At 52.5% G+C, this 19,830-nt stretch carries 18 protein-coding genes; 12 read left to right on the top strand and 6 right to left on the bottom strand.

Annotated features, from left to right (window positions below; all coding sequences use genetic code 11):
- Positions 1-212: 212 nt before the first annotated feature.
- Positions 213-3,242: an EAL domain-containing protein gene (locus FE845_RS16760; protein WP_200367238.1), complete on the bottom strand. Its 3,030-nt coding sequence runs from the start codon at positions 3,240-3,242 to the stop codon at positions 213-215.
- Positions 3,243-3,502: 260 nt separating this feature from the next.
- Between FE845_RS16760 and FE845_RS16755 the strand changes: the two genes are divergently transcribed.
- The 11 genes from FE845_RS16755 to FE845_RS16705 all read left to right on the top strand — a co-directional run bounded on the left by FE845_RS16755 (position 3,503) and on the right by FE845_RS16705 (position 14,355).
- A complete protein-coding gene (locus FE845_RS16755; protein WP_200367236.1) occupies positions 3,503-4,498 on the top strand; it encodes a TRAP transporter substrate-binding protein in 996 nt (331 codons plus the stop codon).
- A complete protein-coding gene (locus FE845_RS16750) occupies positions 4,499-5,017 on the top strand; it encodes a TRAP transporter small permease (protein ID WP_200367234.1) in 519 nt (172 codons plus the stop codon).
- Positions 5,014-6,276 (top strand): TRAP transporter large permease, encoded by a 1,263-nt coding sequence (locus FE845_RS16745; RefSeq protein WP_200367232.1) that lies wholly within the window; start codon positions 5,014-5,016, stop codon positions 6,274-6,276. Before FE845_RS16750 ends, FE845_RS16745 begins: the two co-directional genes overlap by 4 nt.
- Positions 6,277-6,550: 274 nt before the next feature.
- Positions 6,551-7,330: an SGNH/GDSL hydrolase family protein gene (locus FE845_RS16740; protein WP_200367230.1), complete on the top strand. Its 780-nt coding sequence runs from the start codon at positions 6,551-6,553 to the stop codon at positions 7,328-7,330.
- Between the two features lie 58 nt (positions 7,331-7,388).
- Positions 7,389-8,414 carry a lipase secretion chaperone gene (locus FE845_RS16735; RefSeq protein WP_200367228.1) on the top strand — a complete coding sequence of 342 codons (1,026 nt, stop codon included), beginning with the start codon at positions 7,389-7,391 and terminating at the stop codon, positions 8,412-8,414.
- A gap of 46 nt (positions 8,415-8,460) precedes the next feature.
- Positions 8,461-9,198: a glutathione peroxidase gene (locus FE845_RS16730; RefSeq protein ID WP_200367225.1), complete on the top strand. Its 738-nt coding sequence runs from the start codon at positions 8,461-8,463 to the stop codon at positions 9,196-9,198.
- A 163-nt stretch (positions 9,199-9,361) separates the two neighbouring features.
- Positions 9,362-10,036, top strand: a complete 675-nt coding sequence (locus FE845_RS16725; protein ID WP_200367223.1) for a DUF3348 family protein — start codon at positions 9,362-9,364, stop codon at positions 10,034-10,036.
- Positions 10,033-11,892: a DUF802 domain-containing protein gene (locus tag FE845_RS16720; protein WP_200367221.1), complete on the top strand. Its 1,860-nt coding sequence runs from the start codon at positions 10,033-10,035 to the stop codon at positions 11,890-11,892. The genes FE845_RS16725 and FE845_RS16720 overlap by 4 nt, the downstream gene beginning before the upstream one ends.
- Entirely contained in the window at positions 11,892-12,542 is a 651-nt protein-coding gene (locus tag FE845_RS16715) for an OmpA family protein (RefSeq protein ID WP_200367219.1), read from the top strand. Before FE845_RS16720 ends, FE845_RS16715 begins: the two co-directional genes overlap by 1 nt.
- Positions 12,542-13,162, top strand: a complete 621-nt coding sequence (locus FE845_RS16710; protein WP_200367217.1) for a DUF2894 domain-containing protein — start codon at positions 12,542-12,544, stop codon at positions 13,160-13,162. The genes FE845_RS16715 and FE845_RS16710 overlap by 1 nt, the downstream gene beginning before the upstream one ends.
- An 11-nt stretch (positions 13,163-13,173) precedes the next feature.
- The gene (locus FE845_RS16705) at positions 13,174-14,355 is read left to right on the top strand and encodes an AAA family ATPase (protein ID WP_200367215.1); all 1,182 of its coding nucleotides are present in this window, start codon (positions 13,174-13,176) and stop codon (positions 14,353-14,355) included.
- 39 nt (positions 14,356-14,394) lie between these two features.
- Here FE845_RS16705 and FE845_RS16700 read toward each other — a convergent pair whose 3' ends face one another.
- From FE845_RS16700 to FE845_RS16680, 5 genes are all read right to left on the bottom strand, one after another.
- The gene (locus FE845_RS16700) at positions 14,395-15,219 is read right to left on the bottom strand and encodes a sulfite exporter TauE/SafE family protein (protein ID WP_200367212.1); all 825 of its coding nucleotides are present in this window, start codon (positions 15,217-15,219) and stop codon (positions 14,395-14,397) included.
- A gap of 62 nt (positions 15,220-15,281) precedes the next feature.
- On the bottom strand, positions 15,282-16,112 hold the full coding sequence (locus FE845_RS16695) for a hypothetical protein (protein WP_227714461.1): 831 nt from the start codon (positions 16,110-16,112) through the stop codon (positions 15,282-15,284).
- Between the two features lie 34 nt (positions 16,113-16,146).
- Positions 16,147-16,713, bottom strand: coding sequence for a tellurite resistance methyltransferase TehB (tehB, locus tag FE845_RS16690; RefSeq protein ID WP_200367210.1), 567 nt, complete (start codon positions 16,711-16,713; stop codon positions 16,147-16,149).
- Positions 16,714-16,841: 128 nt separating this feature from the next.
- Complete coding sequence (locus FE845_RS16685) at positions 16,842-17,603, bottom strand: metallophosphoesterase family protein (protein ID WP_200367208.1); 762 nt, start codon at positions 17,601-17,603, stop codon at positions 16,842-16,844.
- Positions 17,604-17,616: 13 nt separating this feature from the next.
- Positions 17,617-18,486, bottom strand: coding sequence for a DMT family transporter (locus FE845_RS16680; RefSeq protein ID WP_227714460.1), 870 nt, complete (start codon positions 18,484-18,486; stop codon positions 17,617-17,619).
- A gap of 329 nt (positions 18,487-18,815) precedes the next feature.
- Here FE845_RS16680 and FE845_RS16675 point away from each other — a divergent pair, with 329 nt between their 5' ends.
- On the top strand, positions 18,816-19,805 hold the full coding sequence (locus tag FE845_RS16675; protein ID WP_200367206.1) for a DctP family TRAP transporter solute-binding subunit: 990 nt from the start codon (positions 18,816-18,818) through the stop codon (positions 19,803-19,805).
- Positions 19,806-19,830: the final 25 nt, after the last annotated feature.

Genomic DNA, 19,830 nt, shown 5'->3' with positions numbered 1-19,830 from the left:
CATTCTTAGGGAGTTGCGTCGTTCGTCAGTCACGCAACCTCTTATGCATCAGGCGATCCAAACCTTAAATAAATGAATTTTTTCAGTTAATTAGAGCATAAAATGAGAAGAGCTTTAGCGCTATAACGAATAGGCAGGAGCCCAATAATGTGCACCCTGAAGCAATGCGCTCAGTTATGGTGCAGCCCAGCGGAGACAAAAAAGCAAAGTGGTCAAGGGCGCCCTGCGTTTATCGCTTCGTCGTAGGGCAGTGGTCGGGCAAACAGATAACCTTGGGCCTGATCACAACCGCGCTCATAGAGCAGCACGAGTTGATCCTCGGTTTCCACGCCCTCCGCAACAACCTTAAGTTCTAGCGAATGAGCCATGGCGATAATGGTATTCACAATGACTCTACTGCCCGAATCTGTTGTTACCTCTGCAATGAAGGATTTGTCGATCTTGAGGGTATCTATGGGGAAGCGCTTGAGATAACTCAGGCTTGAGTATCCCGTACCAAAATCATCGAGAGAAATGCTCAAGCCCAAGCCTGCCAACTCTGTCATTGTTTCTATTGCAGATTCGACGTCGTATAACAGAGCGCTTTCGGTGATCTCCAGTTCCAGATTAGCCGGTTGCATGCCGGTTTCTTTCAGGATCTGTTGAATAACGCCAACGAGGTTTTTCTGGTGAAATTGGCGGGCGGAGAGATTCACAGCCATTTTTAGTCCGAGGCCGGCGGCTCCCTGACGACAGGCTTCGCGCAACACCCATTCACCAATTGGAACGATGAGCCCTGTTTTTTCTGCCAGCGGGATAAAGCGGTCTGGCGCTATCATACCCTCCGTCGGGTGCTGCCAACGCAAAAGTGCTTCCAGACCCACAACTTGCCCGGTGGCAATCTCGATCTGCTGTTGATAATGCAGCTGGAACTGATTCCTACGCAGCGCATGTCGCAAAGAGGTCTCCAGCGCCAGACCATCACCGTGCGCATCATCGCTAACAGGATCGAAGTGCTGATAGTCATTGCCCCCTTGTGCTTTGATAGCTGCCATAGCACTTCGGGCACTGTTAATTACCGCATCCATGTCTTTTCCGCTGCGCGGGTATTCTGCAATGCCCATACTGCACGAGACAAAGAGCTCCCGACCGTCCTCCATCACGATAACTGAGTGCAGCTCACCCACTATACATTTCGCGACATCCGAGACTTCTGCGGCACTCTGACCTGGAAGCAAAACAATAAACTCATCGGCTCCCCAGCGAGATACGGTATCGCCCTTGCCAACGCAATCACCTATCCGTTTCGCTACCTCCCTAAGTACATCATCACCGCCAGCGTGCCCCAAGCTGTCGTTGATTTGTTTAAAACGGTCGATGTTTACATACAAAACGCAGAGAACGCCTTGCTGGCTATCAGCCTGAAACAACGCTTGCTGCAACCGGTCGGCCAGTAACAAGCGATTCGGAAGCGCCGTTACACTATCAAAGTGCGTCAGATACTCCAGTTGCTGGCTTTTTTCCAGGTTATCGATCGCGAATGCGATATCGCCCGCGACCTCATGAAGCAGTTTCATTTCTACTTCATCGAACGAAAACGGCTCATCCCGATAAAGCACTAGCGCTACGCCTTGCGCACTATCCCTCGCAGTCAACGGAAACGCCCCAAGCGCCCGCACACCCAGACCAGCCAACCCTTCACAATCCACGCTGTCACAATGCTCTGCCAAATCACTACGAATAGCGACCCGGTGATTGTTCAAACATTCACGAACGGTATGAATCTCGAAGGTAGACAAACCCCGATCCTGAAGTCGCTCATCGGTAGCATGGGCGTACAAAATGTCGCACCTACCCGTCGCCCTGTCTTGCTGCACTACAAGTGCAGCTGGTAAATCACCCTCTTCCACAGTGATTCGTGTCGCTTCTTCATATAAAACATCGCAACTTTTTACGCGCACAATCAGCGTATTGATTCCGCTAAGAACTTTGTGGATGCGGTTCAAGCGCAAGATTTTACGCTTGGCCTCCACACGCTCAGTAATATCTACAATCGCAGCCAATACATAGTGCCCATCTGCCGTTTGGACAGGGTTCAACGCAATTTCAGCCGGAAACTCTGTTCCATCCTGACGCAGAGCAAACAGGTCCCGACCAGCCCCCATCATTCGCGCCTCAGGCTTGCGCAGGTAGTCATGGCGAAACCCTACATGGCCCTTGCGGGCTCCTTTTGGAACCAGTTGCTCTACTGACTGGCCCAATAGTCGGCCTGCTGGATAGAGGAACAGAGAGTGAGCGAGCTGGTTGGCCATTTGAATAGTGCCACTGTCGTCGATCATGATCGTAGCAACAGGCGATGAGTCTATCGTTGAGCGGAAGCGCTCTTCCTCGCGGTTCAGGGCATCCGCCCCACGCCAGCCTACGAAGCCAAGCACGAGAATGCTGGAGAGACTGCTCAGTGCAAAGCCGAATGCAGGGGAATAGTAGTCCGCCATCACACCCTGCATGCTCAGCCAGCCAGTTAGCACCGGTGTAACGATAATGAAAGGCATTAGCCTACGAAGAGAGCGCCCACCAATGTATGAACTTGCAGCGGATCTCATAAGGCTTTCATCAGGTCGGGCAAAGAGCATGCAGGCGCCGCAGAGCACTAACAGCAAAGACGTGTGTACCGCCATGGTGGAGAAAACAACCAGCTTGAATTTGTGCACGCCGAACGCATAGCCAATTAGCACTGCGCCGCTGATCATGATTACCATCAGTGCCAAAGTCTGCAGAATCAGTGCTGCGTAGCGAGCCGTAAGCATTGTGGCGAGCCAGCCGCCACCTATCATGCTGAAACATAATGCGGTGGCTGCAGACATGCGCCCAGGCCATTCTTGTGCTGGTGTTTCTAGGTCTTTCACCAGAATCTGGTCAATGCCCAGTTGCCAGCCTATTCCATATTCAAGAAGCGTCACCCCCGATATCAAGACTATGAGAAAAGCCAGAGAGGCGACAATAGAGTCTCGGCTCATGGCTTTACCAGGTATCGATATACGCTGAAAAATGAGGCCACAGGCGAGAAAGCAAAGGGCAGTGTTGAACTTCATGGATTGGAAGGCTGGCAGTATGCGCTTTCCTGCCTCAATATCGAAAAACCACGACAACACAACTAGAGCAGCGATGGTAATGACTAACCAGCCGATCCAGCGAACAATGTTTTTGTAGCTTTCTTGCAAGCTCGGAACATGAGTATTTTGCGAGCAACTGACCACATGCATGGCGCCCTTCCTTATTGCACTGCGTGAGATGAACTCTATGCGCCGATTCCGGCATATGACTGTCACTTCAACATAGGCGGAATAACTGAAACATGAAAGCTGACGCACCGTTTTATTTGGCTGAAAAACCGTAACTGGGATAGCCTTCAGTCCAATCGATTTTCTACTTTAAATCAACTAAGCTCAACGTTCGTTCCCTATCTTTAGCGACGGCACGTTTCTCAAAAACGCTACCTCCTGATTTATCAAGGAAAATTACAATGACAAAACTCACTTTGAACACGCTGACACTAAGCATATCACTGGCTCTAGCCAGCACTGCTTTTGCCTCCAACTTTGCCGATATGGACCCGGTCACTCTGCGCTTGGCGCACGTGGTCAATGAGCAGGATGGCTTTCATATTGCTGCTGTAAAGTTTCAGGATTTGGTCGCAGAGCGCACCGAAGGTGCTGTGAGCATTGAGCTTTACCCTAACGCTTCACTGGGTGATGAACGCACCCTGCTGGAGGGTATGCAGATAGGCACCGTTGATATGGGCGTGATTACCAATGGCCCGGTGGCTAACTTTGTCGAAGAAATGGCAGTTTTCGAGCTTCCGTTTTTGTTTCCTTCACCGCAAGCCGCTTACGATGTGCTTGATGGGCCCATCGGCAAGGAACTACTGAACAAGCTCTCTGATGTTAACCTGAAAGGTCTGGCCTATGCCGAGCGTGGTTTTCGCAACCTGACGAACAGCGAGCGCGCGGTCAACAAGCCGGAAGACATGGACGGCCTACGCATTCGTGTGATGGAAAACCCGGTGTATGTGGATACTTTCCGTGCATTAGGTGCAAACGCCATCCCAATGGCCTGGACAGAAGCCTTGACCGCCATGCAACAAGGCACCATTGATGGGCAGGAAAACCCGGTCAACGTGGTTCACTCTTTCAAGCTCAACGAGACTCAGAACTATATGACCCTTTCGCGGCACACATACGCCCCGGCCATCTTTGTTATGGGCATGCCCGCTTGGAATAAGCTACCCGAAGCTGCTCAAGATGTGCTAGCTCAGGCCGCTCAAGAGGCCGCCGAGCATGAGCGCAAAGTAAACGCCGAAATGGCGTCTAAGCAGCTGGCCGAGCTGAGCGAAGCCGGTATGCAGATCAACGACAATCCGGATATCGCAGCCTTTCAATCGGCAGTGGCTCCAGTGTATGAAAAGTACGGCAAGCAATTCGGTGATTACCTGCCACGTATTCAGAAGGCTTTAAAGTAAGTGACAGAAGCAACTCGATCGCTGCTAACGTTGCTGAAGCGAATTGAACACAGGCTGGATGCAATACTCCAGCCTGTGGTCTTCGCTGCCATGGCGGCATTGATTGGGGTGATTACCCTACAAATTGTCTCCCGGGTGTTATTCAGCGCGGTCGGCTGGACTGAAGAAGTAAGCCGCTTTTTACTGGTATGGATTACCTTTTTAGCCAGCACTCTGGCTTTTCAGCGGGGCAGGCACATTGCTGTGACATTTGCGGTAGATGCCCTGCCGGTTCAGCTTAGAAAAGGCGCACGCATCCTCGCCACGCTCGCCGTGCTCGGTTTCCTTGTGGCCCTTGTAGTGATTGGCTATCGCTATATGCAAGTGCAAAGCTATCAGAAATCTGCCTCATTGCGACTTTCCATGACTTACGTTTACGCCGTGATCCCACTTAGCGCCGCCATAATGTGCTGGTATGCCTTGGTGGACTTGGTAGAGCTGATCATGAAAGACGAACCTGTTGAGGGGCCCACTCAATGACACTGCTTCTGTTCGGGCTATTCTTCGCGCTTATGCTACTTGGTGTGCCTATTGCCTTGGCGATAGGTGCCAGCACCATGGTCGCGCTGAGTCAGGCTGACGTGCCGCTGATGGTCGTCACCCAACAGATGTTTCAGGGTATAAACTCGTTCGCGCTGGTAGCCATTCCCATGTTCATACTCGCGGGCGATCTGATGGCTCAAGGCAAGGTTAGCGAGAGGCTGGTTAATTTTGCCGACTCTCTCTTCGGCTTTCTGCGTGGAGGCTTGTCGCTAGTATCCGTGATGGCAGGGATGTTCTTTGCCGCAATCTCAGGCTCCGGGGCAGCAACTACCGCTGCAGTAGGCTCAAGCCTAGTGCCGGAATTGCGTAAGAAAGGTTATGACCCGGCGTCTGCCGCCAGCCTAATTGCTGCAAGCGGTACCTTGGGCGTGGTGATTCCGCCTTCCGTACCTATGATTATCTATGCCGTAATTGCTCAGCAGTCGGTAACCGAGCTATTCCTGAACGGCTTTTTGCCCGGGCTGGCCATGGGACTGGGGTTGATGGCTATTGCGATTGCTCAGGCATACAAACGCCAGTACCCAAAAGGCACGCCCCTCTCACTAGGCACCATATGGCGCACCCTAAAAAGCGCGAGCTGGGGGTTGATGACCCCGGTAATCATTCTGGGTGGCATATTTTCAGGCATTTTCACACCCAGTGAGGCGGCAGTGGTGGCCGTCAACTACGCCCTAATTGTTTCACTGTTCATCTATCGCGATCTCAAGCTGAAAGATGTGTATCGCATCCTGATTCGCTCAGCCATTACCACCTCAGTGATCATGTTGGTGATCGCCACTTCAGCGGTGCTAAGCTGGACACTTTCCAGCTGGCAGGTGCCTGGCGCCATTGCTCAAGCCGTGTTATCTATCTCTACTAACCCCTACATCATCATGTTGCTAGTGGTTGGCATTATCCTGCTGACCGGCGTGTTCATCGAAACCGCCAGCGCTTTGATAATCCTCACACCCGTATTGCTGCCGCTGGTACTCCAGCTGGGCATAGACCCAATCCATTTCGGCATAGTTATCGTTGTAGGATTAGCGGTCGGCATGATCACTCCGCCTGTGGCCATTAACCTTTACGTGGCTTCCTCAATCACGCAACTGCCACTGGAACGCATCACTCGTGCAATTATCCCTTACTTGCTGACATTAATCAGCGTCCTTCTTTTAATCGTGTATGTTCCGATTTTGATTGGTTGGTCCGGAAACTAAATACCGGCCAACCAACATCGCGTTGCCAGCGCGCGGATGCATTCCCAGTGGACCCAAATCCACCCTATCACTGAGCCCTCTTACCCTATGCCAGCCTACGCATGGCTTCATGCGTGAAGCCCAATGTGACCCGCCTCACAGTGGCTTGCAACTGGCCGCTTAGGACAAGATAAAGCCCCCCTTCTAGTTTCTAAAAACAACCATTTCAGTTCACTATCCATACCGCAGTATCAAAAGAAAAATCGATATTTCCCTTACAAACGGAGTTGCAATAATGGATAACAATTATGAAAAACGAACAGCTGTGTCAGCGCTAAGCCGCACAGCCCAACTGCGGGCTGCGGTCGTTATGTGTGCCGCGCTGCTGTTCACTGGTTGTAGCGAGCTGGGCTACCTGCTGAGTAACGACAAGGTTACGGATGCAGATAACAACGAAGTGGTTTTCATTGGTGATTCAATATTCGCGCTGTCTGGCGAGATACAGAATCAGCTTGAGGCCAAAGCAGGTCAAACCTTTCGGCGCTATACCGTCTCCGGTGCTGAGCTGAGTGGTGAGCTGATTGCACCCTCCATTCCTGACCAGTTTCGCGAGGCTGTCGCCGACGACCCCAACATTGACATTATGGTAGGTGACGCTGGCGGCAACGATCTTTTGATCCCCGCAATTCTGTTCAACTCGAATAGCTGCAAAACGCCTTGGTACCGCTTCGGAAGGCTAAGCCAGAAGTGCATAGACATTATTAACGACACTTACGTTGAAGGTGTCGATTTTCTCAATGAAATGGCCGAGGCTGGCGTCCGGAAGGGCATTTTGACGGGGTACTACTACACAAAGAACGGGTTATTCCGCCTGAAGGACATGAAAGAAGCCGTCGATTATGGCAATACCGTTCTGGCTCGTGCGTGCGAGAACTCCGTGCTGGACTGTACCTTTGTTGATCCCCGCGCCGTTATCAACAACAGCGACATTATTTTTGACGGCATTCACCCTACAGACAGTGGCTCGCGTAAAATTGCGGATCTAATCTGGCCCAAGCTTCAACCCCTGCTGTAATCAGCAACTGGAATTTGGTGGCCGCATTCGCGGCCGCCATGCTTTTTAAGGCAAAACCATGAGCTCAAAAATACGTTATGGCCTTCTAACGGTCATCGTCGCCGCTGGCGCAATCAGTGGCTACCTGTATCTGCACCAATCCGATGAACAGACCCAGCAGGTAGCCCATGCAATCGAATACAGCGCCTCTTCAGAACAACCGTTGGACGGCTCCGCCCAAAAAAACTCAACGCAGATGGCTGTCGAGTTGGCTGTGCAATATTTGGAAAGCTATGGAGACACCATAGCCGATCCTGTCACTCAAGCGCGCCTATATAACGAACGACGAGCATTGATGGAAAAGTACCCGGAAGACGGCGCTCACTTGTTTGAGAGTGCGATAGAAACAGCATTTCCGGAACTACACGAGGACATCATGGTCCTTATGGCCAACCTCGACCGCTACAACACATGGTTAGATGACAATGAATTACGCCTGCATGCCCTCCCCACGCTCAAGCAGGAAATGGAGATTTGGCAGCAACGAGAGGCCATCTTCGGGGCCTTAGCAAGCCAGATCTGGGGAGAAGAAGAATCTTATCTGGAAGAGAAGTCTCAAGTATTCCGGAAAAAGGTGGCGCACTTGGAAAACGCCAATGAGCTGCAGTTAACAGAGCTCGCCCATCAGCTGCAAACCAGCGCCGAAGAAGTGTACGGCGGAGGTATGTCTCTACAGTTTGTTGGATCTGGCGCGCTGGGGCACGCTCTATTCAGTTTAGAAAGCGTGCAACATCGGTTAGAACAGATGCCTTCAGACAAACGCCAACAAGCCATTAATGACCTTAGGCTACAACTGGGCTACTCTGAGGGCGCCGTGGAACGAATGGCCAAACAAGATCAGATCCGGGAAGCAAAATGGCAGAAGGGCGAAGTCTACTCTGCCGAACGGGATGCTCTGATTCAGCGCCTGTCTGGCGAAGACCTTGACCAAGCCCTAGGCGAACTGCGCGAGAAGCATTTCGGAATGGCTGCCCCCACCATCGCCCGGGAAGAGGAAGATGGGTTTTACAGGTTTGATCGACCACGGCAATATGGCTTGAATTAGTGCCCTAGCTGTCGAAGATAATCCAACGAACTCCAAGGAATTTAAAATGCTAAGTTCATCGGAAGGTAAAAAAGTCCCCCAAGTTACGTTTCCCATTCGCGTTGATAATGAGTGGAAATCGATAACGAGCAATGAACTGTTTAACGATCAAACGGTTGTTGTGTTCGCCTTGCCGGGCGCGTTTACACCTACCTGTTCAAGCACCCATTTACCCCGATATAACGAGCTGGCACCCGTCTTCAAGGAGCTGGGTGTAGATCGTGTAATCTGCCTATCGGTGAACGACCCATTCGTTATGCAGGCGTGGGCAGAAGATCAACACGCAGACAACATCGAATTTATTCCGGACGGCAACGGCGACTTCACCCGTGAGATCGGAATGCTGGTTAGCAAAAGCGACATAGGCTTTGGTGACCGCAGCTGGCGCTATTCCATGCTGGTAAAAGATGGAACCATCGAAAAAATGTTTATCGAGCCAGACAAGCCGGGCGACCCGTTTGAAGTATCGGATGCCGACACCATGCTGCATTACATCAAGCCAGATGTGACCTTACCGGCACGGGTGAGCATATTCACGAAACCCGGGTGTCCACACTGTACTCGCGCCAAAACGCTGCTACAGCAAAAGGGCTATAAGTATGAAGAGATAACGCTGGGCGGCGGTGGTCTGTCATACAGCACCTTGCAGGCGGTAACTGGCAAGGGCACAACCCCTCAGGTATTTATCGACGGCCAACTGATTGGTGGCGCCGATGAACTCGAAGCGGTGATGGCGAAGCGGTAATCGCATAGCCTGACTGGTCTGCGCCTGAACACATAGGTTCAGGCGCTCTTCATTGCCAGCTCTGACGAGTCCGTCATTATCAATCACCCCGCATACCCTTTAGAATAGTCGCCCCTGAAAGCTCGGGGTTTTCACTGGCACCCAACCTGTGCGCGATTATTCGATGACTCAAACACCTTCATACTCTGCCGGAATTTCACAGCATAGATTGCTACAACTGCTAGCCCAGTCTGGAGCACCGGTTTCTGATGGCCCGCTACCCTGTTGCGGAGAGCGGCTGGGGCGCCTGTTTGGACTTTCCGACACCCTTATTCTGGATTCAGCCATTACGTTTCGCGCGCGCCAAACCGGCATGGATCAGAGGGCTGTCTTTGATCGTGTCATTCAGGAGCTAGCCAACAGTCGCCAAGCGCTGATGCGCAAAATCAAGACTTACGGTGATGACGTTGAGCCCAACGACTGCGTAGATTTCGAGCACTACCTGAACTCATGGCTCTCACTGCAACGCAAAGTCATCGCCGTTAGCCGCCAGCTTCGGGACAAAACCCGAAAAGCGATGAAGGATCACAGCCAAACTCTCGCCCGGCTGGCAGAATTGGATGCAACGTTTGATCACGCCATGGCCGGTTACACCAGCCAATGTTTCTCCCATATTCCCAAAGTGCTGGAACAGCGGTTTCAAGCGCTAGCACAATTTGCCAGCTGCACCCCAGATGACGGGCTCCACCGTTACTGCGAAGAAGCGCAGAATCTATTACTCGCTGAACTGGATGTTCGGCTGGAGCCGGTGCTGGGGTTGCTTGAAGCTTGCCAAAACGAGGTAATGAACTCTCAATGAGCAGACTTTTCTTTTTTCTCGCGTTTGCCATAGGCCTGGCCGTGGTGGCTTGGATAGGCCAACGCTTTCTTGGCTCAGACCTTCTCGCCCTTTCAGTGACGGGCATTATTGCTTGCGTATACGGATTGGGCTTTATCGAGTTGATGGGGTTCCGTCGCACCACCCGACAGCTCGCCGAGCGCCTTGGCAGTGTTCCGCAGAGCCGCGAGCAACTTGAAGGCTGGCTCTCTGGCCTGCCGGAGCAGGTTCAGTTTTCGGTGCAAAAGCGAGTTGATGGCCACTTTGCAGCACTGCCCAGCCCACAATTAACGCCGTATCTGGTCGGCCTGCTGGTGATGCTCGGTTTGCTGGGAACTTTTGCTGGCATGATCGTAACCCTAAGCGGCGCCGCCTCGGCACTGGACGGCAGCACCGATCTCAGCGTAATTCGCGGGGCGCTCGCGGCCCCGATTGCCGGGCTGAGTCTGGCCTTTGGTACATCTATTGCGGGTGTGGCAGCCTCCGCCATGCTGGGCCTCGCTTCCACTTTAAGCCGCCGCGAACGCTTACAAGTATCACGCCATCTGGATAAAACGTTACGCCAGCGGTTACATCACTTGTCGGCAGACTACCAGCGCCAGCAAGCGTTCAAAGCATTGGAATCCCAAGCCACCGCCCTACCCCAAATGGCCGCAGCCATGGAATCCATGACAACCCGCATGGAGCAGCTTGGCCAGCAACTGGAGCAGTCCCTGACCCGGAACCAGCAGGCGTTTCACAGCACCGTGGGCACGCATTACCAGAGTCTGGCGGACTCTGTTGCTCAGTCCCTAGATAAGGCTCTGGAATCCAGCTCTCGCATTGCCGCCGAACGTATCGAGCCGATCGTGACCGAAGCCATGGCAACCCTTCAGTCCAATGCCGGAGAGCTACAAGAAAACTGGTCCGCGACTGCCCATCAGCAACTGGCCGACCTCACAAGCATGTTCCAGAAAGCCAGCCACGAGGCAGGTGAACGTTGGCAAAAGGGTTTTGATCAACACCAGCAAACCGCAGAAAAACTAATACATAATCTGCAAAGCACCTTGCAGGAATCCCAAGCCCACTTCCGGGACGAAAGCGCCAAGCTTGCCACCCATCAGCAACAAGGTTTGGATGCGCTCATTACGCGCATCAGCGAGCAACTCTCTGAACTGCACAAGCAAGAAGCAGCAAGGGGCGAAGCTGCCAACGAGCGACTGGCTCAGCTGGAAACAACCGTTACCAAACACCTGAACGAGCTGGGTTCCGGACTGGAAGCGCCCATGACCCGCCTGATAGAAACCGCCTCGGAAACCCCGAAAGCCGCCGCCCAAGTGATTTCCAAGCTGCAAGACGAGATGGCACGTAACAGCGAACGCGAGAACCAATTACTGGAAGAGCGCCAACGGCTGGTGCAAGAACTCGACAGCCTGCTCGAATCCCAACGCTGCAATGCCGACAGTCAGCGCCAAGCAGTGGACTCTTTGATCAGTGGCGCGGGCGACACCCTCACCGGCATCAGCGAACGCTTCAATGTTCTTATTCAGGAACAAAGCCAACAGCTCGGCAAGCTCGGTGAAGACATCACCGGCAGCAGTCAGGAAGTGGGCGCACTTAGCGAAGCCTTCCTACAAGCCGTGGAGCTGTTCAGCGCCTCCAACACCCAGCTTCAGGAAAGCCTAGTCAACATCCAAAAAGCACTGGATAACGCCGGCAGCCGCCACGATGAGCAATTGGCCTACTACGTTGCTCAAGCCCGTGAGGTAATTGACCTATCCGTTAGTTCTCAGAAAGATGTGATTGATGCAGCGTCGGCCCTGATCACCAACCACGCCGAAACCAGCGGAGCCAGCTAATGGAATATCTGGAAGACGGCGAACAGCAATCCACGCCAATTTGGGCGATTTTCTCAGACCTGATGGCCGCTCTAGTGGGCATTCTGGTGCTAATCTTAGTGTGGGTGATCGGTGTTCAAGTGGAGCTCAGCCAGTCGCTGGAAGAGGAAAAAGCTAAGCGCGAAGCCGAAGAGCAGCGGCGGATAGCTCTGGAGCAAGCGCTGGAAGATCCACTCACCAAAGGCTTAGTTACCTTTCAGAACGGCCGCATTGGCATCAGCGGCAACGTACTGTTTGAGTTGAATTCGGATCAGTTACAGGCAGATGGTGTGGAGGTGCTTGAAGCGCTGATCACCCCACTGCAAACCTATCTCGCTCAGCATGAAGAACTCCTGATGATCAGCGGTTTTACCGATGATCTGCCCATGCACAGCGGCAACCGATATCAGGACAACTGGGGCCTGTCGGCCCAAAGGGCACTAACAGTCACTCGAACATTAATGGAGCTTGGCCTACCTAACGACCGCGTATTCGCCGCCGCGTTTGGCCCGCACCACCCCGCCGTGCCCAACATAGATGCGGAATCCCGGGCTCAGAACCGGCGGGTGGAAATCAGTACTGTACCTTTAGCACCGGAAGCAGCAAGCAAAAGCGAGAAGGCAGAGAACTGATGGCGACCACGCTTGAGGCTGCCCCCTTGCACCCGAGAATCGACGCTCTCAGGCGTTGCGGCGCAGACCAGCTAGCTCCGGTCCGTTTCCGCTATCTGGAAGCCCTAGCGTTGCGACTTCAAACAAAAGGCCTGCAACACACCCGGCATTGGCAGAAACTGGAACAAGCTATCGCAGACTATACAGCTGCTTACGAGTCGTCTGCAGAGCTTTCGCAAGCCCTTGAAACGAGCCCTCCGTCACAGCTATCAACTCTGCTAGACAAACTAAACCAAGCACCGGATGTGCCAGCAACAGAGCCTCAGTCAACGCTAGAACAGTTGATTTTTGGAGTGTCGGGGGGTGGCACGAATGCTTCACAACGCGTTGCACCTTCCAACACGCAACAGCCTCTGAAAGCCATGACCAGAGTAAATGCAGGCCGTGGCGAGCAAGCCCTCCAAGAGCGTATTCGCCATGCCATTGAGGAAGTACCCCAAGATGCAGGTCCCATAAACGCACACCGGTTGGTAAGCCGGGCAATGGCAGAAATGCAGAGGCTATCACCCGCGTATATAAACCGGTTTGTGAATTACACCGATACATTGATGGCGCTGGAAAGATTGGCGCGGAAGGGGTAGAAGGTGGGTCTATGATCAAAGCATTTGCAGTGTCCAACTACCGTAGTTTAAAAAACATTGTGTCTCCCCTTTCGGGCCTAAACGTGGTTACCGGGCCTAACGGCTGCGGTAAATCCAACCTGTATAAATCACTCCGGCTACTCGCAGAAACCGCAAAAGGCAACCTTATCTCATCGATTGCTCAAGAGGGCGGCCTGGATTACACATTCTGGGCCGGGCCGGATCAACTCACCAAAGGCATGAAGGAGGGTTCTACTCCTGTTCAAGGTTCCGCCAAAAAACAAAACCCTCGCCTGAGATTAGGTTTTGTGGGCGAAGACTTCGGTTACGCCATATCGCTTGGGATGCCAGCACCACAGGGGTTTGCAGGCTACCAAGACCCCTCCATGTTTCAGTTCGACCCAGAGATAAAGCGCGAGTGCATTTGGGTTGGCGATGTTTGCAGACCCAGTAGCTGCTTGATCGACCGCGTTGGCCCCGTGGTGAAAGTACGCTCCGGCCGAACGTGGGAGGTGTATAACGCGCACCTTAATTCGTACGAAAGCATCTTGAACGAAATCAGCGACCCGGTAGCGGTGCCCGAGGTGCATGCCGTTCGGCAAACCATTCGCAGTTGGCGCTTCTACGATCAGTTCCGAACCGACCCGCAATCCGTCATTCGCACACCACAGATAGGCACACGCACGCCAGTACTTGATCATGACGGCCATAGCTTGGTTGCCGCCCTTCGAACCATCTACGAGATTGGCGACAGAGAGGCGCTATACCACGCAATCGAGGATGCATTTCCGGGCGCCACGATTAACTTTACTGCAGACGCAGGCAACCGCTTCGTATTGCAGTTTCTGCAAGACGGGCTTTTGCGCCCCTTAAACCAAGCTGAACTTTCAGATGGCACGCTTCGCTACCTGCTGTTGGTAGCAGCCTTGCTAACACCCCGACCCCCTTCCCTGCTTGTGTTAAACGAACCAGAAACCAGCCTACACCCGGATTTGCTTCCCGCACTGGGCCGCCTAATTATCCGAGCCTCGCGCGAGACACAAGTGTGGGTGGTTTCCCATGCACCCCGCTTAGTCGCCACCTTAGAAAAACACGCCGATTGCAACCCCATCGCACTGAATAAAGAGCTTGGTGAAACAATCATTCAGGGGCAGGGGTTGCTCGATTCGCCGCCTTGGCAGTGGGTTGAGTAGACAAGAAATCACCGAAGGTTTCCGCCTCAACCAACGCCCCTAAAACAACACGCTAATCGCTCCGACACTACTAACCGCCAGCAGTACTATCCCCAGCATACGAAAAAACACCGGCGTTTCTGCTTTCAGAATACGGTCGTGAAAGCGCAGCCCAATCACGTGCCCGATGGCCGCGCACGGCAGTAGCCACAGGTGGTGAATAAGCTGCAAATCAAGCCCTACCCATATGAAGGCTGCGAGCTTGATTAATACTAGAATAAACCAAAGGCCAAACAGCGTATCGCGCAGCTTCTCTCGCGCCACATGCTGTGCCGCGACAGCAATAATTAACGGCGCACCAATTAACGAGGTGCCGCTGATGTAACCACCGGTCATCAACAGGGCCACGTCTACGGCTTTGCTATTACTGCGGAAAGGCCGATTCAGGATGTATGACACCGAGTAAATCGCAACAATCACAAAAATGATCGCACTCAGCACATTGGGTGGCAGCGTAAACAGGCCGAACACGCCAATCAGCTTGGGCACCAGCATAATACCGAGCATTCGCCATAGGTAAGGCCAATCAACCGTGCCTTCTTGCATCTTTGCAGACGCATCCGGCCCAAACCCGGTTAGTTTCTCGCCACCCCCGCCATCTTTACTCTTACGGTTGCCGCGATTGTTCATCCAAATGGTCAGAGATGAAAACACCAATAGATGCACCGCAATGATGGGCAAGAAAACCAGCGGGTCGTCCTTCACCAGCAGCAAAAATGGCAACGACAACACCGCGCCGCCAAAGCCCAGCCCGGAGCGCACAAAGCCACTCCAGATGAAAATCAACGCGATAAGAACATACTGAATGAGAGAAAGGTCTGACATGACACCCTGAATAGTGGGAAAACTCGTTCAAGTTTAACGATTTTCTCAAGGCTGCGCAGAGTCTATTGATTCGCTCGAACAAACACCCAGTTGGTTCCAACGTTGTCGCACACAATGACATCGCGATTGATGGTGTCACACAAAGACAGGTTTTCTGGCAAATCATCATGCTTGCCAGTTGTTACATTCAGGTTTTTTCGATCCAGTTTGAGCAGTTCGTAGGCCCGTTCCATACGCTCGGAAAAATCCACGCCACCCCTTTCAAGTGTGTGAAAGGCGTTGTGAAACGCCGTGAAGCTCATGGTGTTTGCGCCCAGACCAATGGCCAGCATTTTGGGGATGTAGCGATCATAAGCCGCCGAGAGATAGGACCGCACAGCTTCGTCGTCACTACGTTTGCCATCGAAAGGTACGATTCCAAGGCGGTTACTTGGCTCCAGCACGCCATCACCCAATGATGCCAGTGTGCGATTATCTGCCAACTCATAGACCGCCTGCGAACATTGGATTACCTTCCCCCTCAAGTGGCATCCAGCCAACCTTTGGGCAATTGGCGGCTCGGAGACGGGCTCATTCGTTGGTTCATGAGACAGCGTGGTTAGCTCAGGCTCAGACCGGGGTTCAGGGCTGGCCGAAACCTCGGGCAATGTCAGGCCCAAACGTTTAGCTGGCTGTCGCAACAACAGCGCCTGCACATTTCTGTCATTCCGTTGGAAATCCACCCGAGAAGGAAGGCCAGCACCACCTCCGCGTTCGACAACCTCGCAGTAGAGACGCTCCAATTCTGATTGCGCTGAGGTCAGGCAGGCTTCATCTGCGCTGGCGATCGAAATCCAGCCGATGACAAAAATGGCAGTAACAGCACTGCCTCGCCATGCTCCAACATCACGCATATTTCTTCCGTTTCCTTCGGGGTAACGCTCATAATTAAGTAGATTTTCGAGCCAACATCGTAGCAAACTGCAACTGGGCGCCGTTGTGCATAGTGCCCAAATCCTCGTTGTATTTAATCAGCTCCCAACCCTCGTAAACCTCTCGCAATTGCCCTGATTCAAGGGTAAACGGAAAGGGGAACGGGCAAGGATGCTCTTGGGTATCCATAGCGCAAACAATCAGATTATAACCACCCGGCAGAGTGTGCTCCTGCATGTCAGCAACTACAGCACCCACACGAGCAGGATCTAGAAACATCAAGGTTACGGTACAAGCAATCAACCCATAATCTGCATCAAGCCCGGCGTTATTGAGGTCGTATACCTTCGCATCAACATTGGTGATCCCCTCTTGGCTGACAATTTGATGCAGCCTATTGATAGCGCCGGGGTTGTTATCAACGGCGGTTACATCAAAGCCAAGTTGGCTCAGGTATAGAGCGTTGCGACCATTGGAGCAGCCCATGTCGAGGGCCTTGCAGGGCTTAATAACTTTGCATGCGTCTACCAGTTCGCTGTGCGGAGGATTCAAGCCGTGGCGGCTATTCAGATCTGTTGTCATGATATTCTCTCGTCGCTTTAATTGAGGCATTCATGATACTTGTTTTTGGGCGCAATTAAATGGCATAAATCAAAGCCCTTGTGACCCTATGCGGCCCCCCGCTTAGGTACCAGAAAACGAATATGCGCTTATACCTCAACAATTTTGTCTGCAACAAACAACGGCGGCTTATATTCATTCGGATAGGCCCCGGGATTGGCGAATACGCGAGTGCCTTCAACCTGAAGGTCAACGGGCTCATGAACGTGACCGTGAACCCACAAATCCATCTTGCCCATCATCCTCTGCAGGTTAGAAGCAAAGGCAGGCGATAAAGAATCTCCCTGATACTTTGGCGGGATACACTCTGGCAAGGGCGCATGATGACTGATCACTACACGCGGCCCTGAAAAGGGCTCGGCTAGCGCAGACTCAAGCCACCCTATGGCCTCTGCATGCAACCTCTGGCTTTCCACAGTCGTGAACACCTCGCCTGCGGGTTGCTCAATAATCCGAAAATCAGGCATAAACGCGAGAGCGCGTCGTTCGGTCTGCAATGAGTCATAATCCGGTTGGCCGGTGTAGAGGTCAAAGTCTGTCCACAAGGTAGTGCCATAGAAGCGCACGCCACCGAGGGTTACCGTGTCATTATCAAGCAAGTGTATTCCCAAGCGCTCGGCTTCGGCGCGCAATGCATCACGCATATCTGGCATACTCGCTCCGTAGAATTCATGATTTCCAGGCACGTAGATGATCTTCTGCCCAACAAACTGATCCGCGGCCCAAGCAAGGCCCTCCGTTGTCCTATGAATGTCTCCAGCCAGAATAACGACATCCGCGGCCACATCAGGCAGGTCGCGACCTTCTCGAAAACACTCTACATGCAAATCCGACAGTATCCGCAAACGCACAGGTTTACCTCCATTAATTATTCCTGCTAAGAGCTGGCCTAGTGTCCCGTCTAGCCTTACGTTTAAGGCTAAGAAAGTTACCCGCCACCATCAGGAACCCACCAACCATTAATGACAGCTCGAACGGCTCTTGGTAGAGCAAAACGCCAACCATCGCAATCAGCGGCAGCCTGAGAAAATCAATCGTAACCACCGTTGTCACCTCAGCAAAAAGCATGGCTTTTGCCATGCAGTAGTGAGCTGACAAGGCTGTTAAACCTACAACCAGAAGCCACCGCCATTGATACCCAACCGGCCATACCCAGCTAGGCAGAGAGAGCACTAAGCCGATTGGCAGCTGGATTACACACATATAGAACAGTATCGACAAAGCAGACTCTGATGTGCTCAGCGACTTGGTACACGTGTGCGTAATCGCATAACAGATGGCAGCGCCAAGCACGATAAAGGATGCCGGATCTACAATGGCATAGCCGGGCTGCACAATAACCAGAACACCTAGGATTCCCAAAAAAACTGCTACCAACTTGCGTACAGTAACTCTCTCATTCAAGGCCAGCGCCGCAATAAGCAGCGTCCAGATTGGAACCGTAAATTCCAGAGCAAAAACCTCCGCAAGGGGCAGCAACCCAATACCGAGAAACCAGCCAAACTGGCCCGCAAAATGAAATATGTTCCTAAACCCGTGTAACGCCAGCCGCTCGGTTTTAAAACTTGCTCTTCGTTTTGCAAAAAGAACAATCGCCGATATACAGAGCAAGCCAACCAGACTACGAAAGAACAGCATTTGGAAAACGGAGACATCACCGCTTAGCTCTCTCGCGCCTATAGCCATTAGGCAAAAAGAAACCAGCGTTCCAAGCATCCAGAGCACAACAGGCATATATCGCTTACCTCTCCTTACACAAGACACGGTATGCCACTGATGTAACTTCGCAGCTGGCTACAAAAATCAAACACTATTATTTGAGCCGCCGGTTGTTGTTGGCTGGTACAGTATGCAATGGAGGGTACCAAGCACCTCCGGAGTTTCGCCACTCATTCCCTCTGACACTTGAGCTGGCCTTGGTATTACAATCACGAACAACCCTACACAGGGCTCGAATGAATTTCACCGCAACAATATTTGGCCACGATGGCCTGATGTCTACTATTGCCCCGCAAAAATCGGAGCTACCGGCAGACAACTAACAATATAAAGGAAGCACATAAATGAACCGTCGTACCCTCCCCTCTCTGCTGGGGTTGATTGCCCTCTTAATGCCCATGCTCCTGTGGGCCGCACCACAACAACTGATTCTTTCCCACGTTGTCTCACCCGATACACCAAAGGGCAAGATGGCAGAGATGTTCAAATCAATAATTGAGAAAAAGCTAGGCGACCGATACGAGATAATCATACATTCTAACGCCAGCCTAATGGACGACGACGAAGCAGTCACTGCCATCGCTGAAGGCCGCATTCATTTTGCTGCACCGTCACTTTCCAAGTTCGAAAGTTACACCCAACAACTAAAAGTTTTCGACCTACCCTTCCTCTTCCCAGACATGAACGCTGTGAACCGTTTCCAAAAGAGCCCGACTGGGCAGGCGCTACTGTCCAGCATGGAAAGTCAGGGCATTCTTGGGCTCGGTTACTTGCATAACGGCCTCAAGCAGCTGACAGCCGACCGCCCGTTCACCCGACCGGAAGACCTGGCGGGCCTGCGCTTTCGCACCATGAACTCGGATGTACTCATCAAGCAGTTCGAGCTGCTGAATGCCGAAGCCGTGCCCATGGCATTTTCCAAGGTTTACGAATCGCTCGCCAACCGAAGCATTCAAGGCCAAGAAAACACTTGGTCTAATATTTTTTCTCAGGCGTTTTACGATCACCAGCCATACATGATGATCTCCAATCACGGCGTGCTGGATTATATGTTGATCACGAACTCAGTGTTCTGGAGCGGGTTAAGCGAAGAAGAGCGCCGTTCATTCCGCTTCGCCTTGGAGATGTCACTGAAATACGGTAACGCCGTGGCAAAAGCTAAAAGCGCTAACGACAAGATAGAGCTGGGCAGGATGAAAGGCGTTTCCGTATACGAACCTTCAGCCGATGAGCTGACTGTCTGGCAAACTGCCATGCAACCGCTATGGGCCAGCTACGAAGGCTTGATAGGCGAGAAGGTTATTCAGGCTGCTCAACAAGCTGGCCGCCCCTGAACCACGATTTGGCGCACTGGTAACT

Origin of the sequence: Marinobacter sp. 1-4A (genome assembly GCF_016597725.1) — a bacterium.
Classification (GTDB): domain Bacteria; phylum Pseudomonadota; class Gammaproteobacteria; order Pseudomonadales; family Oleiphilaceae; genus Marinobacter.
The sequence above is the reverse complement of the archived record's forward strand: the minus strand, read 5'-3'. Positions and strand labels throughout refer to the sequence as shown.